At 70.0% G+C, this 15,187-nt stretch carries 14 protein-coding genes; 9 read left to right on the top strand and 5 right to left on the bottom strand.

Translation table 11 applies throughout. The annotated features are described in order from the left end of the window. Window positions 1-44 precede the first annotated feature (44 nt). Window positions 45-2,015, top strand: a complete 1,971-nt coding sequence (gene thrS / locus ACYVF6_RS34760; RefSeq protein ID WP_460527594.1) for a threonine--tRNA ligase — start codon at window positions 45-47, stop codon at window positions 2,013-2,015. Window positions 2,016-2,045: 30 nt separating this feature from the next. On the opposite strand, the gene ACYVF6_RS34755 is transcribed toward thrS, so the two are convergent. Continuing rightward, window positions 2,046-3,836 (bottom strand): hypothetical protein, encoded by a 1,791-nt coding sequence (locus tag ACYVF6_RS34755; protein ID WP_460527592.1) that lies wholly within the window; start codon window positions 3,834-3,836, stop codon window positions 2,046-2,048. Between the two features lie 154 nt (window positions 3,837-3,990). On the opposite strand from ACYVF6_RS34755, the gene ACYVF6_RS34750 reads away from it, so the two are divergent. Genes ACYVF6_RS34750 through ACYVF6_RS34735 form a run of 4 tightly spaced genes read left to right on the top strand, consistent with a single transcriptional unit; the run spans window position 3,991 to window position 6,849 of the window. After that, entirely contained in the window at window positions 3,991-4,881 is an 891-nt protein-coding gene (locus ACYVF6_RS34750) for a carbohydrate kinase family protein (protein ID WP_460527590.1), read from the top strand. A 4-nt stretch (window positions 4,882-4,885) separates the two neighbouring features. Next, window positions 4,886-5,431 carry an HIT family protein gene (locus ACYVF6_RS34745; RefSeq protein ID WP_460527965.1) on the top strand — a complete coding sequence of 182 codons (546 nt, stop codon included), beginning with the start codon at window positions 4,886-4,888 and terminating at the stop codon, window positions 5,429-5,431. Continuing rightward, window positions 5,428-6,237 carry a sugar phosphate isomerase/epimerase family protein gene (locus ACYVF6_RS34740; RefSeq protein ID WP_460527588.1) on the top strand — a complete coding sequence of 270 codons (810 nt, stop codon included), beginning with the start codon at window positions 5,428-5,430 and terminating at the stop codon, window positions 6,235-6,237. The genes ACYVF6_RS34745 and ACYVF6_RS34740 overlap by 4 nt, the downstream gene beginning before the upstream one ends. 27 nt (window positions 6,238-6,264) lie before the next feature. Next, a complete protein-coding gene (locus tag ACYVF6_RS34735) occupies window positions 6,265-6,849 on the top strand; it encodes a winged helix-turn-helix domain-containing protein (RefSeq protein WP_460527586.1) in 585 nt (194 codons plus the stop codon). Here the strand turns inward: ACYVF6_RS34735 and ACYVF6_RS34730 are convergent. From ACYVF6_RS34730 to ACYVF6_RS34715, 4 genes are all read right to left on the bottom strand, one after another. Further along, entirely contained in the window at window positions 6,846-7,808 is a 963-nt protein-coding gene (locus ACYVF6_RS34730; protein ID WP_460527584.1) for an acetylxylan esterase family protein, read from the bottom strand. The two genes, ACYVF6_RS34735 and ACYVF6_RS34730, sit on opposite strands and share 4 nt — an antisense overlap. Window positions 7,809-7,857: 49 nt before the next feature. After that, the gene (locus ACYVF6_RS34725) at window positions 7,858-8,280 is read right to left on the bottom strand and encodes an HIT family protein (RefSeq protein ID WP_460527582.1); all 423 of its coding nucleotides are present in this window, start codon (window positions 8,278-8,280) and stop codon (window positions 7,858-7,860) included. A 31-nt stretch (window positions 8,281-8,311) separates the two neighbouring features. Next, the gene (locus ACYVF6_RS34720) at window positions 8,312-9,376 is read right to left on the bottom strand and encodes a hypothetical protein (RefSeq protein ID WP_460527580.1); all 1,065 of its coding nucleotides are present in this window, start codon (window positions 9,374-9,376) and stop codon (window positions 8,312-8,314) included. Window positions 9,377-9,527: 151 nt separating this feature from the next. Beyond that, window positions 9,528-11,693 (bottom strand): elongation factor G, encoded by a 2,166-nt coding sequence (locus tag ACYVF6_RS34715; protein ID WP_460527578.1) that lies wholly within the window; start codon window positions 11,691-11,693, stop codon window positions 9,528-9,530. 197 nt (window positions 11,694-11,890) lie between these two features. Between ACYVF6_RS34715 and pgsA the strand changes: the two genes are divergently transcribed. From pgsA to ACYVF6_RS34695, 4 genes are read left to right on the top strand one after another with little or no spacing between them, the layout of a single operon-like run. Next, a complete protein-coding gene (pgsA, locus tag ACYVF6_RS34710; RefSeq protein ID WP_460527576.1) occupies window positions 11,891-12,601 on the top strand; it encodes a phosphatidylinositol phosphate synthase in 711 nt (236 codons plus the stop codon). Further along, window positions 12,598-13,479: a phosphatidylinositol mannoside acyltransferase gene (locus ACYVF6_RS34705; RefSeq protein ID WP_460527574.1), complete on the top strand. Its 882-nt coding sequence runs from the start codon at window positions 12,598-12,600 to the stop codon at window positions 13,477-13,479. Before pgsA ends, ACYVF6_RS34705 begins: the two co-directional genes overlap by 4 nt. A 10-nt stretch (window positions 13,480-13,489) precedes the next feature. Further along, on the top strand, window positions 13,490-14,614 hold the full coding sequence (locus tag ACYVF6_RS34700; RefSeq protein WP_460527572.1) for a glycosyltransferase family 4 protein: 1,125 nt from the start codon (window positions 13,490-13,492) through the stop codon (window positions 14,612-14,614). Further along, window positions 14,611-15,141, top strand: a complete 531-nt coding sequence (locus ACYVF6_RS34695; RefSeq protein WP_460527570.1) for a hypothetical protein — start codon at window positions 14,611-14,613, stop codon at window positions 15,139-15,141. The genes ACYVF6_RS34700 and ACYVF6_RS34695 overlap by 4 nt, the downstream gene beginning before the upstream one ends. Window positions 15,142-15,187: the final 46 nt, after the last annotated feature.

Raw genomic sequence — 15,187 nt, 5'->3', positions numbered from 1 at the left:
CTACGATCGGCGACATCACAACGTCGCGCTAGGAGGAGTTCATCGTGTCCGAGGTCAAGGTCATCATCAGCTCAGGTGAACGCGCCGAGCAAACGGTGACCGCGGGCACGACGGCCGCCGAGCTGTTCGCCGGTGATCGAACGACGATCGCCGCCCGGATCAACGGTGAGCTGCGCGACCTCGCGCGCGAGCTGCGGGAGGGCGACGAGGTCGAGCCGGTCGCGATCGACTCCGAGGACGGCCGCGCGATCCTGCGCCACTCCACCGCCCACGTGATGGCGCAGGCCGTCCAGGAGATCTTCCCGGAGGCCAAGCTCGGCATCGGCCCGCCGATCGAGAACGGCTTCTACTACGACTTCGACGTCGAGCGCCCGTTCACTCCGGAGGACCTGGAGCGGATCGAGAAGCGCATGCGCGACATCGTCAAGGAGCGCCAGCGGTTCAGCCGCCGGGTCGTGACCGATGACGAAGCCCGCACGGAGCTGGCCGGCGAGCCGTACAAGCTGGAGCTGATCGGCCTCAAGGGCTCCGGCGCGGGCGACGCTGCCGAGGGCGCGAACGTCGAGGTCGGTGCCGGTGAGCTGACGATCTACGACAACCTGCGCGGCGAAGAGCTCGCGTGGAAGGACCTCTGCCGCGGCCCGCACCTGCCGACGACCCGGCACATCCCGGCGTTCAAGCTGATGCGCGTCGCCGCCGCGTACTGGCGCGGCAGCGAGAAGAACCCGCAGCTGCAGCGGATCTACGGCACGGCCTGGGAGAGCAAGGAGGCGCTGAAGGCGCACCTCGACTTCCTCGCCGAGGCCGAGCGCCGCGACCACCGCCGGCTCGGCGTGGACCTCGACCTGTTCTCGTTCCCGGAGGAGATCGGCTCCGGGCTCGCGGTCTGGCACCCCAAGGGCGGCACGATCCGCCGCGTGATGGAGGAGTACTCCCGCAAGCGCCACGAGGAAGCCGGCTACGAGTTCGTCTATACGCCGCACCTGTCGAAGGAAGGGCTGTTCCAGACCTCCGGGCACCTGCAGTGGTACGCCGAGGGCATGTACCCGCCCATGGAGCTGGACGAGGGCCAGCGGTACTACATGAAGCCGATGAACTGCCCGATGCACGTGATGATCTACCGCTCGCGCGGCCGGTCCTATCGCGAGCTCCCGTTGAGGCTGTTCGAGTTCGGCACGGTCTACCGCTACGAGAAGTCCGGTGTCGTCCACGGGCTGACCCGGGCGCGCGGCTTCACTCAGGACGACGCCCACATCTTCTGCACGCCTGAGGACCTGCAGCCGGAGCTGGCCTCGCTGTTGACGTTCGTCATCGACCTGCTGCGCGACTACGGCCTGACCGAGTTCACCGCCGACCTGTCCACCCGGCCGGACAAGTTCGTCGGCGATGTGGCCGACTGGGACGCCGCGGAGGCGGCGCTGGAGGAGGCGCTGAAGAAGGCCGGCGTGAAGTACGAGGTCGCCGAGGGCGAGGGCGCGTTCTACGCCCCGAAGATCGACGTCCACGTCAAGGACGCGATCGGGCGGAAGTGGCAGCTGTCGACCCTCCAGGTCGACATGCAGCTGCCGCCGCGATTCGACATCGAGTACCAGGCCGGCGACGGCACACGCAAGCGGCCGTACATGATCCACCGGGCGCTGTTCGGCTCGGAGGAGCGCTTCTTCGGCATCCTGCTCGAGCACTACGCCGGTGCATTCCCTCCATGGCTGGCGCCCGTGCAGGTCGTGGCGATCCCGATCGCCGAGCGGCACGAGGAATACCTCGAGGACATCGCGCGGCAGGCCCGGCAGCGCGGCATCCGGATCGAGGTCGACCGTTCCGACGACCGGATGCAGAAGAAGATCCGCACGGCGCAGACGCAGAAGGTGCCGTACATGCTGATCGCCGGCGACCAGGACATGGAGGCGGGCGCGGTGTCGTTCCGCTACCGCAGCGGCGAGCAGAAGAACGGCGTGCCGATCGACCAGGCGATCGAGGAGATCGTCGACGTCGTCGAACGTCGTACCCAGGTCTGACGTCAGGGCCGGCTCAGGCTTGGCTCCGGCTCAGTGAAGCAACGGTTCGGCGGCCCTGGCGAGCTCGATGTCGCCGGGGCCGAGATCGGTGGGGAACGCGCGCTTGCCGGGGTCGTGCGCGCTGATCGTGAGCATCGCCCCCGTGCCGAACACCTTGATCAGGTCGCCCTGGGACGACCAGAGACCGGAGTAGCCGGCGTCGACGTCGGGGGCATCGAACCTCGTCGCGTGTTCGCGTTCCTTCCGCAGGTCGGCGGCGGTGAGGTCGCGTTCGACGCCGACCTGGACGACCGACCCGGACGCCATCGTGTACGTGCACGTGGCCGCGAACCCCGAGGAGACGCCGCGGGTGTAGCGCAGCTTGCCGCCCACCGCGCCGGCGATGGCCGCGCCGGCCTTGGAACAGGCGGGGTCGGTGACCGACGCCGCGATCGAGGCCTGCTCCGGTAACCGGGTGAGGGCTGCCTGGGCCGCGCGCAGGTAGCGGGTCCGGACGGTGGTGCGGTCGTCCTGGTACGAAAGCCTGCCGTGCAAGGTCAGCTGCACCGGACCGCGCTCGACCACGAGCCAGGTCTCGTCGCTGTCGGAGACGAAGTACGCCCGGTCGCCCAGTCCGTCGAGGGACTCGGGCTCCTTGGGGAACCGGTCGTCCTCGGCCACCGGGTCGTAGTGGCCGGCGGCGATCGCCACCTCGACGTCGGGCCGTTCGCCCGCCACCGTACGGAAGCGCTCGTACCCGCAGGTGTCGACGGGGACGTTGTCGCCGTAGCTCCAGACCGCCCTGGTCACCACACTCAGCGGGACGGGCTCGTCGCGTACGGAGAAGTCGAGCCGGCCCACCTCCTCCGGCGTGAGCAGGGCGCAGGGGTCGGTGCTCCCGGCGGCCGGTCGCGGCGACGGCGTGGCGTCCCGCAGGCCGTAGGCCCTGGCCGCCGCGCCGGCCAGCTCGACGAGCCCAGGCGTCAGCCTCGCCTCCGGTACGGGCATGCCCGCCGGCGCCTGGATCGACAGCGCCCGGCCGTTGGCATAGACCACGGCCTCACCGGTGTGCCAGTACGCGTCGACGCCTGGCAGGTCGAGCCTCGGCGCCGCTCGCTGGATGGCCGTCGCCTGCCGGCCGTCGGGCCGCTCGACCAGCGTGAGCTCGGCGCGCCGGTCGTTGGCGGCGGTGAACGAGCAGGTGTCTCCGGCGCCGCTGGAAAGGCTGCGGCTGTGTCCGACCCGGCCGCCCAGCGCGGCGGCCAGAGCACTTCGGTCGACCCGGGCACACGGCCCGCGGGCGATCAGCCCGGCGATCGTGGCGTGGTCCGGCAGCCGGTCCAGCGCCTGCCGGAACGCGCTGACGAGGGGGCCCGGTGCCTCGGTCACGCTGTGCCCGTCGACCGCCTCGAGGGTGAGCAGGACCAGCAGGTCGTCGCGGCGGACGACGAGGCTGGAGCTGCTGCCCCCGCTGAAGTAGGCCTCGTCGCCCAGGTCTTCGATCGGGTGGCTCTGATCGGCGTTCGACAGGCTGGACAGGTCCTGCCGGTTCGCGGTGACGCGGATCTCCAGCGCCCGCTCGACAGCGGCGGCGGAGCTGTGTACCTGGTCGAACCCGCAGACGTCGGTCGGCACCGACCCGTCCAGCGTGACGTACCGGCGGGTGGCGACCAGTCGCCCCTCCGTCCCGGGCCGCCCCGCCGCCAGGACGGAGGACAGCTCCTTGGCGGTGAACAGCCCGCACGGGTCGACCGCGGTGCCATCGCCGGACTCGTCGCCAGTGCATCCGGAGAGACCTGAGAGGAGCAGGCAGGCAAGGAGCAGGGCGAGCTTGCACGGCATGGGCGATCCAACCCCCGGATTCACTTGTGACAGGTGAGCGTGCCGAAACCGTAGCGGAGACCGGCCGGGCCGGCTGTGCGGAAATCCACAGGCTCGGTGCTCTAGGATGCACGCCCCGAAACGGGTGCCGGTACGGAGGAGGTGGCCTGGCCAGATGGCGCGAATCGCTGTGGTGGGGCACACCAACCTCGAGACGGCCGTCCACGCCGAGGAGCTGAACGCGTCGGTATCCGACCGGTTCGCGGAGAACGCGCTGTCGATCTCGGTGTCCGGCGTTGGCGTGAACGTCGCGTTCGCGCTGCACGGGCTCGGCAACGACGTCCGGTTCGCGACCGTCGTGGGGCAGGACGTGCTGGGCACGGCGTGCCGCGAGGGGATCGTGCGGGCCGGGCTGGACGCGTCGTACGTCGTGCCGGGGCTTCGGGTCACGGCACAGTCGTTGTCGCGGTTCTACAGTGACGGGTCGCGGCGGAACCTGGTCGACCTGAAGGACGTGCAGGGCTGTGCGTACCCGGCCGACCTGGTCGCACCGCTGCTGGACGACGTGGAGCTCGCCGTGATCTGCAACATTGGGTACGGCCGTCCGCTGCTGGCCGAGGCGATCCAGCGCGGCATCCCGATCGCGACCGACGTACACGCGGTGACCGGCCTCTCGGATTCGTACAACCAGGACTGGATGGCCGCGGCGACCGTGTTGTTCGCGTCGCACGAACGGCTGGACTCCCGCCCGGAGGAGTTCGTCCGGCAGGTCCTCGCGCGGCACTCGCCGGCGGTCGTGGTGGTCGGCATAGGTGCCGGTGGTTCGCTGCTCGGCCTGCCGGGCGCCGAGCCGGTGCACGTACCGGCGGCCCGGACCCGTCCGGTCGTCAACACGGTCGGCGCCGGCGACTCGTTGTTCAGTTCGTTCGTCGACGGCTGGATGCGGGGCGACTCGCCGGTGGAGGCACTACGGCGGGCAGCGGTGTTCGCGTCCTGGAAGATCGGCGCCAACGGTGGCGCGGCCGGATTCCTGGATCGGGACGCCTGGGACACGCTCGTACCGTGAGAGGATCGGCCAGGTGAGCACCGACGACGAGCAGGGCGCGCCGGACGGGTTCGAACGGCTGTGGACGCCCCACCGGATGGCCTACATCCAGGGTGAGAGCCGGCCGACCGGGCCGGGTGCCGACGACGGTTGTCCGTTCTGCGAGATCCCCAAGCGGTCCGACGAGGACGGCCTGGTGGTGGCGCGCGGCGAGTTGTCGTTCGCGGTGCTCAACCTCTATCCGTACAACCCCGGGCATCTGATGGTGTGCCCGTACCGGCACGTCGCCGACTACACCGACCTGACCGAGGCCGAGGTCGCCGAGGTGGGCGCGCTGACCCAGCAGGCGATGACCGCGCTGCGGCAGGTGTCGGGGCCGCACGGCTTCAACATCGGCATGAACCAGGGTGGGGTGGCCGGTGCCGGTATCGCCGCTCACCTGCACCAGCACATCGTGCCGCGATGGGGCGGCGACACCAACTTCATGCCCGTCGTGGGAAGGACGAAAGTGCTGCCGCAACTCCTGGCTGACACTCGCAAGCTGCTCGCCGAAGCCTGGCCGGCCCGATGAAGGCCGTCTCCACCTGGTCGTTGCACCGCACCTTGGGCTCGTACGTCGCGCCGGACTCGCTCGTCCGGATGTCGATCCCGCAGGGCGCCGGCGACGGGCTGCCGCTGCTGGAGCTGCCCGCCGAGCTCGCGCGGCACGGCTTCGACACCGTGCAGATCGTCCACTTCCACCTGCCGAGCCGCGAGCCCGCGTACCTCGACGAGCTGCGGTCGGCGCTGAAGTCGGCCGACGTGACGCTGGACGCCCTGCTCGTCGACGACGGTGACCTCACCGACGCCACGGACGCCGCCGGTCAGGAGGCCTGGATCTCCGACTGGGTGGCGGTCGCCGAGCACCTCGGTGCCCGGCGGGCCCGGGTGATCGCCGGTCGTTCGGCGCCCTCACCCGAAACGCTCGAGGCGGCCGCGACCGGCCTGCTGAGGCTGGCTCGGCGGCACAGCTCGATGCGGATCGTGACGGAGAACTGGCTGGAGCTGCTGCCGGACGCCGCCAGCACGCAGGACCTGTTCGCACGTACCGGCGACGAGGTTGGCTTCCTGATCGACCTCGGCAACTGGAAGGGCGAGACGAAGTACGACGAGCTCGCCGCCGTGGCCGCTCGAGCCGAGACCTGCCACGCCAAGGCCCATCACTCGGCTGCCGATGGCCTGGACGCCGGCGACTACCGCCGCACGCTGTCCGTCCTGCGCGAGGCCGGCTTCGACGGCCCGCTGGCGCTGGTCTACGACGGCAGCGACACCGACGAATGGCGCTGGCTCGACGCTGAGCACGCCATCGTCGGCGAGATCTTTCCCAGCGCCTCCTGAGCAGGCGCTTCCGACGAGGGGAACCCAGTGAACGACGACGACCGGGCCGGCCTGACGCTGAACGAGGTCGGCGATGTCGTGCTGCGCGACGCGCGGCAGCTGCGCGCGCTGGCCGACAGTGACCGGTTGCGGGTGTTCGAGTGGCTCCAGCGCCACGGACCGGTATCGGCCGCCCGGATCGCCGAACAGCTGAGCTTGCCCGCGGACGAGGCCGAGGGCGCGTTGCGGACGCTGCAGGCCGCCGGACTGGTGGAACCCACCGAGGCGGAGGAGTGGCGGGCGCACGGCAGAGGGATGCTCCTGCAGCCGGCGGACGACGACACCGAGGCGCTGGCCGCCGCCCGGGAGCTGGGCATCGTGATGCTGCGGGCAGCCGCCGACCTGCCCGGGCGATGGCTCGCCACGACCGAGCCCACGCTGGATCTGACGTGGGCGCAGGCCGCCTCGCTCTTCAACGCCGGCGTGGTTCTGACTCCAGGCGAGCTGGAGGAGGTCCAGGAAGACCTGGAGCGGCTACTCGTGCCGTACCTCAACCGGCGACCGGAAGACCTTCCGGCCGCCGGCCGGCGGGTACGGATCCTGAGCTTCTTCCTGCCCGAAGCCGACTCCTAGAGCTGCGACAGGAACGTGAAGATCGCGTCGCCGTTCTCGGGCAGGTTCTCGTGCCCGTGGTCGGGGTAGATGCGCAGGTTCTTGGCGCTGCGGATCTTGTTGTAGGCCGCGTACTGCGTCGACGGCGGGCACACCTGGTCGGCGTAACCGACCGCCATCAGCACCTCGGCCCGGATCCGGGGCGCCAGGTGCTGCACGTCGATGTAGCCGAGCTGGGTGAAGACTTCCTTCTCCCGCAGGTGCATCGGGTCGAAGCGCTTGAACCACTCGCCGAGCTCTTCGTACGCGTGCTTGGCCAGCTCGATCTCCCAGACGCGCTGGTAGTCGCACAGGAACGGGAAGATCGGCGCGGCCAGCTTGATCCGAGGCTCCAGCGAGACGCAGGCCAGCGTGAGCCCGCCGCCCTGGCTGCCACCGGTGGCGCCGACGCGCGTGGCGTCGACGTCGTCCATGCCCATGACGATCCGGGCCAGCAGCGCGGTGTCAAGGAAGACCTGACGGTAGTAGAGCTTGGTCGGGTCGTTGTCGAGGCCGCGCACGATGTGCCCGCGCAACGTCCAGCCGGTGACGCCGCCGACGTCCTCCGAGCGGCCGCCCTGGCCGCGGCAGTCGAGCGCGGCGACGGTGTAGCCGAGCGCGACGTAGCCGAGCAGGTCGGACCAGTCGGGGGAGCGGCCGGAGTAGCCGTGGAAGTTCAGCACCGCCGGGTGCGGCTCGCTCGCGTTCCGCGGACGCAGCAGCTTGGCGTGCACTCGGGCGCCCTGCGTGCCGGTGAAGTAGAGGTGCGAACACTCCGCGAACGGCGTCTGGAACGCGGCCGGCACCAGCTCGACTGCCGGGTCGAGCGTGTCGAGTTCGGTCAGCCCGGCGTCCCAGTAGGCGTCGAAGTCGACCGGCCGTGGATTGGTTCCCTCGTACGTCGCAAGCTTCTCCTGCGGCATGTCGAAGCCCAACGGCATAGCTGTCCTCCCAGGTCCTCACAACGTCATAAAAGACAAACTCAAGCAACTATCCGCCGAGAACCTTGGCCGCCTCCGCGATTTCTTCGGGATTGCCCGGTTCCGGTCGCCAGGGCAGCACCAGCGGGTCGCCGGTGTAGCGGGGGACTACGTGCAGGTGGAAGTGGAAGACCGTCTGCCAGGCCGCGGACCCGTTGGACTGGATGAGGTTCACCCCGTCGGCGCCGAGCCTCTCCTTGGCGCGGATCGCGATCTCCCGCCCGAGCTCCGCGACAGCGGCGAGATCGTCGCCCGGGATCGTGGTGAGGTCCTGGGTGTGCGCACGCGGAACGACCAGCGTGTGCCCGCGGGTGGCCGGGCTGATGTCCATGAACGCGACCGCGCGCTCGGTCTCGGCCACGATCGTGCCGGGGATGTCGCCGGCGAGGATTCCACAGAAGACGCAGCTGCTTTCTCTGCTGATTTCTGGCATGAACGGCAGCGTATCGCCGGTGGCGGCCTCGCTAGTCCAGGAGCTTGTCCGCGGCGCCGGCGGCCAGTGTGCGGTCGGCGCTGGTCAGCCGGCCGGTGTCGGAGTAGTAGTCGAAGGCGATCTCGAGCTTCGTCGACGTGCCGAGCATCGCGATGGTCCCCAGCAGTTGGTACGCATCACGGTCACCGATCGTGATCGGGTCGCCGAAGTCGTCGGTGACGTCTCGTTCGGAGTCGTCGACGTCCTTCTTGAGCCGGAACGCCACGCCGTGGCCGTTGGCGGCGGCATAGGAGCACACTGTCGCGTTCTCGTCCTCGAGGCTCCGGCTGTACGCGACCGGTCCGCCAAGGGCCTCGGTGATCGCCTTGGCGTCGACCGACTCGCACGGCCCCTTGGCGACCGCGGCCGGCAGTGTCAGCTTCGCCGGGACCTTGGCGATCGCCTTGCGGCCGAGGTCGGTGACCAGCCTGACCTGCTGGTTGACCTCGTCCCGCTCCTGCCCGTCGTACGGCTTCCTGGTCTCGATGGTGAGCTGGGTGGTGCCTTTGCGCGCGATCAGCTTGAAGCCGTAGTACTTGCCGTAGACCTGGTATGCCTCGTCGCCGATGCCGCTCACCGGTACCCGGCGGACCTCCAGCAGGTCCTTGGCTGCGAGGTCGGCGGCGGGTGTCACCGAGACCGTCACGTCGGACGCGTTGCTCGGCTCGGTGCCGTACTCGCAGGTGTCGACCGGCACGCCCGCCTCGTTCGTCTCGACCACCCGGCCGACCACCGTCACCGTCTCAGGCCCGAGGTTGATCAGGCGGGCGCCGGCGCGTTCGGCGTCCCTCGGCGTGATCAGCGAGCACACGTCGAAGCCCCGGAAGCCGGGCTCGGGCGGCGTGTCGGACGCGGCCGGGGGACGGAAGAAGTGGAACAGCCCCAGCCCGGCGAGCGCCAGCGCCACGACCGGCACGGCGACGAACACGAGCACGGCGACGATGATCAGCGCGATGACCCACTTCGGCATGCCGTTGCGCGCGGGCGGCGGTGGCATGCCGTACGGCCCGGGCGGCGGGTAGGCGGGGCCGGCTTCGGGCGTAGGTGGTGTCGACACGTGCGCTCCCCGTTGGATGTCTGAGTCGAACGAGTTCGAACCATATCGCCGGATCTGGCCGGTCGGCGCTCTGGCGGTAGGTGGCGACGAAGAAGTCGCCCCCTTCCAAGGAGAGGAATGGAAGGAGGCGACTTCGGTCGTTGGTGCCCGGCTAGTGCTCGTCGGCCTGCTCGGACTGAACCTTCTGTGCGACGTTGCTCGGCATCGGCTCGTACCGGACGAACGTTCGGGTGAACGTGCCCGTTCCGTGCGACATCGAGCGCAGGTCGGTGGCGTACCGCACGATCTCGACCTGCGGCACCTCGGCCTTGACGAGGGTACGGCCGTCGGATCCGACCGGTTCGGTGCCCAGCACGCGCCCACGCCGGGACGACAGGTCGCCCATCACCGTGCCGACGAACTCGTCGTCGACCAGGACGGACAGCAGGTCGACCGGCTCGAGGAGGTTGATCGTCGTGGCCTTGGCGGCCTCGCGCAGCGCCAACGAGCCCGCGGTCTGGAACGCCATGTCGGAGGAGTCGACACTGTGCGCCTTGCCGTCGTAGAGCGTGACTCGCAGGTCGACCACGGGGTAGCCGGCAGACACACCGCGTTCCATCTGGGCCCGGATGCCCTTCTCGACCGACGGGATGAACTGCCGGGGCACCGAACCGCCCACGACCTTGTCGACGAACTCGAACCCGCTGCCTTCCGGAAGCGGCTCGACCTGGATGTCGCACACGCCGAACTGCCCGTGCCCACCGCTCTGCTTGACGTGCCGGCCCTTGCCGCTGGCCTTGCTGGAGAACGTCTCACGCAACGGCACGCGCAAGGGGATCTGGTCGACCTGCACGCTGTATCGGTTGGCGAGCCGGTCGAGCACCAGGTCGGCGTGCGCCTCGCCCATGCACCACAGCACCAGCTGGTGGGTCTCGACGTTGTGCTCGATCCGCAACGTCGGGTCCTCGGCTGCCAGCCGGGACAGGCCGAGGGAGAGCTTGTCCTCGTCGGCCTTGGCGTGCGCGGTGACCGCGATCGGCAGCAACGGCTCGGGCATCGACCACGGCCGCATCAGCAACGGCTGGTCCTTGCCGGACAGCGTGTCGCCCGTCTCGGCCTGGGTCAGCTTGCCGATCGCGCAGATGTCGCCCGCGACAGCGTGGTTGAGCGTGCGCTGGGCCTTGCCGAGCGGGGTCGACAGCGAGCCGACCTTCTCGTCCTCGTCGTGGTCCTCGTGCCCGCGCTCCTCGCCGAAGAAGGAGGAGAAATGACCGGAGACGTGCAGCACGGCGTCAGGGCGGATGGTTCCGGAGAACACCCGCACCAGGCTGATCCGGCCGACGTACGGGTCGGCGAAGGTCTTGACCACCTCAGCCAGCAGCGGGCCGTTCGGGTCGCAGGACATGCCGGTGACGGCCTTGCCGACCGGGGTGTAGACCTCGGGCAAGGGGTGCTCCAGCGGTGACGGGAACGCCCCCGACATCAGTTCGAGCAGCTCGACGAGTCCTACGCCGGTCGTGGCGCAGGCGGGTACGACGGGGAAGAACGTGCCGCGCTCGACCGCGGTCTCCAGGTCGTCGATGAGCGCCTTCGGGTCGAGCTCCTCACCGCTGATGTAGCGGTCCATCAGGCTCTCGTCCTCGGACTCCTCGATGATCCCTTCGATCAGCGTTCCGCGGGCCTCCTCGGCCTCGGCGGTGTGGGCGGCTTCGGGCTCGGACTCCGTGCGAGTGCCGGAGGAGTAGTCGAACAGCTTCTGGGACAGCAGACCGACCAGGCCGGTCACCGCGCCAGTGCCGTCGACCGGCAGGTAGACGGGCAGCACCTTCTCTCCGAACGCGTCCTGCGCCTGCAGCAGCACGCTGGTGTAGTCGGCCCGCTGGTGGTCGAGCTTGCTGATGACGACGGCCCGGGGCATGCCCACCGTCGCGCACTCCTGCCACAACGCCTTGGTGGCACCGTCGACACCCTCGTTCGCCGCGATGACGAACAGGGCGCAGTCGGCCGCGCGCAGGCCCGCGCGTAGCTCACCGACGAAGTCCGCGTAGCCGGGTGTGTCGAGAAGGTTGAGCTTGATGCCGTTGTGAACCATGGGCGCGAGCGCCAAACCGACGGAACGTTGCTGGCGGTGCTCAACTTCGTCGAAGTCGCAGACCGTCGCGCCGTCCTCGACCCGGCCGGCACGAGGAATCGTCCCGGTCGCGACGAGCAGGGCTTCGACGAGCGTGGTCTTGCCGGAACCGGACGGGCCGACCACCACGATGTTGCGGATGGCATCGGGACGGTCGGCCGTTGGTGCCTTGACCGCGGCTCCAGCAGGGTTGGACTTGTCTGCCATGGTGCGCCTCCTCAGCGGCTACTGCGCAGCGTCGTTCGGCATAGCCCGAGACGGCCGGAGGTCGCTCCCGGTTCATCCCGGGTTAATTACTGCCCACCCTTTACCCAGGGCCGCCCATAACACAAGTACCCAACAGTGAGTAACATCGGCGAGTCCTTCGTCCTCATGTCGAGCTCGCAGACCGGAATGCCTGAAAGATGCTGAGACGCTTCCACCAGTTCTGGCTACGGCTGCTGACGCCCGCGGCGAGGTTCTTCCTGAGGGTGGGCATCGGGCCGGACGCGATCACGCTCGTCGGGACGGCCGGCGTCGTCCTCGGCGCGCTCGTCCTCTACCCCTTGGGCCAGCTGTTCTGGGGCACGGTCGTGGTCACCGCGTTCGTGTTCTCCGACATGCTCGACGGGCTGATGGCCCGGATGTCCGGGCGCTCGTCGAAGTGGGGCGCGTTCCTCGACTCGACGCTCGACCGGCTGGGCGACGCCGCCGTGTTCGGCGGGCTCACCGTCTGGTTCCTGACCGGCGGGCTGTCGCACTCACCCGGGCTGACCTCGAAGACCGTCGGTCTCCTGCTCGGCTGTCTCGCGCTCTACGACCTGGTGATGGGCTCGATGACCTCCTACGCCAAGGCGCGGGCGGAGAGCCTCGGCATGACCGCGAACGTCGGCATCGCCGAGCGCGCCGACCGGCTGGTGTCCGTGCTGGTCGCGACCGGGCTGTCCGGGCTGGGTGTGCCGTACGTGCTGGAGCTGGTGCTGGTGGCGCTGGCCGTGGCGAGCACCATCACCGTCGTGCAGCGGATGCTCACCGTCCGCCGGCAGGCGTTCGAGGCGGAGGCGGCCGAGAACTCCGAGGCCTCCTCCTCCGAAACCTCTCAAACCGCTCAAACCCCTGAAACGGAACAGCCGTGAAGGACGCGCTGGTCTACGGCGGCTACGTCGCAGGCTGGTCGGTGGTCCGCAAGCTGCCCCGACGGGTCGCGCTCGGCGCGTTCGGCACCGGCGCCGACCTGGTGTGGCGGGCCCAGCTCAAGGGCGTCCGGCGGCTGGAGTCCAACCTCCGGCGGGTCCGGCCCGACGCCTCCCAGGCCGAGCTGCGGGCGCTGGCACAGGCCGGCCTCCGTACGTACTTCCGGTACTGGTGCGAGGCGTTCCGCCTGCAGGACCTGACGCCCGAGCAGATCAAGGCCGGTGTCGTCACCCACGACGAGCCGCTGTTCTGGAAGGCGATCGAAGCCGGCCGCGGCGTCGTCGCCGCCTTGCCGCACATGGGCAACTGGGACCTGGCAGGCGCCTGGGCGGCGACCGTGGGCGCGCCGGTGACGGCCGTCGCGCAGCGGTTGACGCCGGAGAAGCTGTTCCAGCGGTTCGTCGGCTACCGCGAGGCGATCGGCATCGAGGTCGTGCCGCTGACCGGCGGGCCGGACCCCATGCCGGTGCTCGCCGACCGGTTGCGTGCCGGACGGCTGGTCTGCCTGGTGGCCGACCGCGACCTGTCCAAGCGCGGCGTCGAGGTGTCGTTCTTCGGCGAGCCGGCGAAGATGCCGGCCGGCCCGGCGGCGCTGGCGGTGCGGACCGGAGCGTGCCTGATGCCCGTCACGCTGTGGTACGAAGGTCCGGCGATGCACGTCAAGTTCCATGAGCCGCTCGACCCAGCTGCCGGCGGCCGCGACCGGATCCGGATGCTGACCCAGGCGATCGCCGACGAGTTCGCCTCCGGGATCGCCAAGCACCCGGCCGACTGGCACATGCTGCAGCGGCTGTGGCTGTCCGATCTGGAGCCGCGATGAGAGTTCGGCCATGAGAGTGGGAATCGTCTGTCCGTACTCTCTGGACGCGCCCGGCGGAGTGCAGAACCACGTACGCGACCTGGCCGAGGCGCTGATCGGGCTCGAGCACACCGTGTCGGTGCTGGTGCCGGCCGACGACGACACGCCCGTACCGCCGTACGTCGTGCCGGCCGGGCGGACCGTGCCGATCCCGTACAACGGCTCGATCGCCCGGCTGTCGTTCGGCCCGCTGTCGGCGGCGCGGGTGCGGCGGTGGATCCGGGAGGGCGAGTTCGACGTCCTGCACATTCATGAGCCGGCACTGCCGTCGCTGTCGCTGCTCGCGGTGTGGGCGGCTCGCGGTCCGATCGTGGGCACGTTCCACTCCTCGATCTCGCGGTCCCGCATGATGAGTGCGGGCTCGGCGATCCTGCGGCCGGCGCTGGAGAAGATCTCCGCGCGGATCGCGGTCTCGGAGCCCGCACGGACGACGCTGGTGCAGCACCTCGGCGGTGAGCCGGTGGTGATCCCGAACGGGCTGTTCGTCGACCGGTTCGCGGGCGCCGCACCGAGGCCGGAGTGGCGCGGTGAGAACGGCACATTGTGCTTCCTCGGGCGGATCGACGAGCAACGCAAGGGCCTGGCTGTGCTGCTCGAGGCGTTCCCGGCGATCGCGGACGCCCGTCCCGGCGTACGGCTGCTCGTGGCGGGGCCCGGTGACGTGGAGGAGGCGTGCGAGGGGTTGCCGTCGAAGTACCGCGACGCGGTCACGTTCCTCGGCATGATCGACGACACCGACAAGGCGCGCATGTTCGCCACCTCCGACCTGTATGTCGCGCCCCACATCGGCGGCGAGTCGTTCGGCATCGTGCTGGTGGAGGCGATGGCCGGGGGAGCGCCGGTGCTGGCGAGCAACCTGGACGCCTTCGAGCGCGTGGTCGACGGCGGCCGCCTCGGTGACCTCTTCCCGATCGGTGACTCGTCGGCGCTGGCTGCCGGCGCCCTCGCCCTGCTCGACGACCCGGACCGGCGCAAGCGGCTCAGGGAGGCCGCGAGCCACGGCGTCCGGAGGTACGACTGGAGCAACGTCGCCGACGAGATCGTCTCGGTCTACGAGATGGTCGCCGGAGCGGACGCTGTGGCGGAGGACAGATGAGCTGGTTTCTCGCGGCGCTGGTCGTGATCGTACTGATCGGTTTCCTGCTTTCGTGGACCGCGACCCGCGTCGACCGCCTGCACCACCGGCTGGAGGGCGCGCGGTCGGCGCTGGAGGCCCAGCTGTACCGGCGTTCGGGTGAGGCGCTGGAAGTGGCGACGGCCGGCCTGCTCGATCCGGCGTCGTCGCTGCTGCTGGCCGAGGCGGCGCGGGAAGCCCGGTCGGCGCCGGAGGAGGCGCGGGAGAGCGCGGAGTCTGATCTCACGAAGGCGCTGGAGGCGGCGTTTTCCGACTCGGAGACACGGGTGGAGTTGGAGCAGCAGGCGGGGGCGGAGGAGCTGCTGGGGGAGCTGTGGGGTGCCTGCCGGCGGGTCGAGCTCGCGCGGCGCTTCCACAACGACACGGTGGCAACGACGCGGGCGCTGCGGTCGAAGAAGCTGGTGCGCTGGTTCCGCCTGGCCGGCCACGCTCCGCTGCCTCAGACCATCGAGCTGGACGACACGCCGCCGCCCGGTCTGGCGCCGTGAGTCTGCCGGCGGCGGTTTTCCGTTCGCAATGATCCGTTGACGGTGT

The organism is Flindersiella endophytica (genome assembly GCF_054779015.1).
Note: the sequence above shows the minus strand (reverse complement) of the source record. Positions and strands in the feature narration are given on the sequence as shown.

Bases quoted from the DNA above. Each gene is read 5' to 3' on its own strand.
- ACYVF6_RS34755 (WP_460527592.1), bottom strand. From the start codon at position 3,836: ATGCCGTGCAAGCTCGCCCTGCTCCTTGCCTGCCTGCTCCTCTCAGGT.
- ACYVF6_RS34750 (WP_460527590.1), top strand. From the start codon at position 3,991: ATGGCGCGAATCGCTGTGGTGGGGCACACCAACCTCGAGACGGCCGTC.
- ACYVF6_RS34740 (WP_460527588.1), top strand. From the start codon at position 5,428: ATGAAGGCCGTCTCCACCTGGTCGTTGCACCGCACCTTGGGCTCGTAC.
- ACYVF6_RS34730 (WP_460527584.1), bottom strand. From the start codon at position 7,808: ATGCCGTTGGGCTTCGACATGCCGCAGGAGAAGCTTGCGACGTACGAG.
- ACYVF6_RS34725 (WP_460527582.1), bottom strand. From the start codon at position 8,280: ATGCCAGAAATCAGCAGAGAAAGCAGCTGCGTCTTCTGTGGAATCCTC.
- ACYVF6_RS34715 (WP_460527578.1), bottom strand. From the start codon at position 11,693: ATGGCAGACAAGTCCAACCCTGCTGGAGCCGCGGTCAAGGCACCAACG.
- pgsA (WP_460527576.1), top strand. From the start codon at position 11,891: ATGCTGAGACGCTTCCACCAGTTCTGGCTACGGCTGCTGACGCCCGCG.
- ACYVF6_RS34700 (WP_460527572.1), top strand. From the start codon at position 13,490: ATGAGAGTGGGAATCGTCTGTCCGTACTCTCTGGACGCGCCCGGCGGA.
- ACYVF6_RS34695 (WP_460527570.1), top strand. From the start codon at position 14,611: ATGAGCTGGTTTCTCGCGGCGCTGGTCGTGATCGTACTGATCGGTTTC.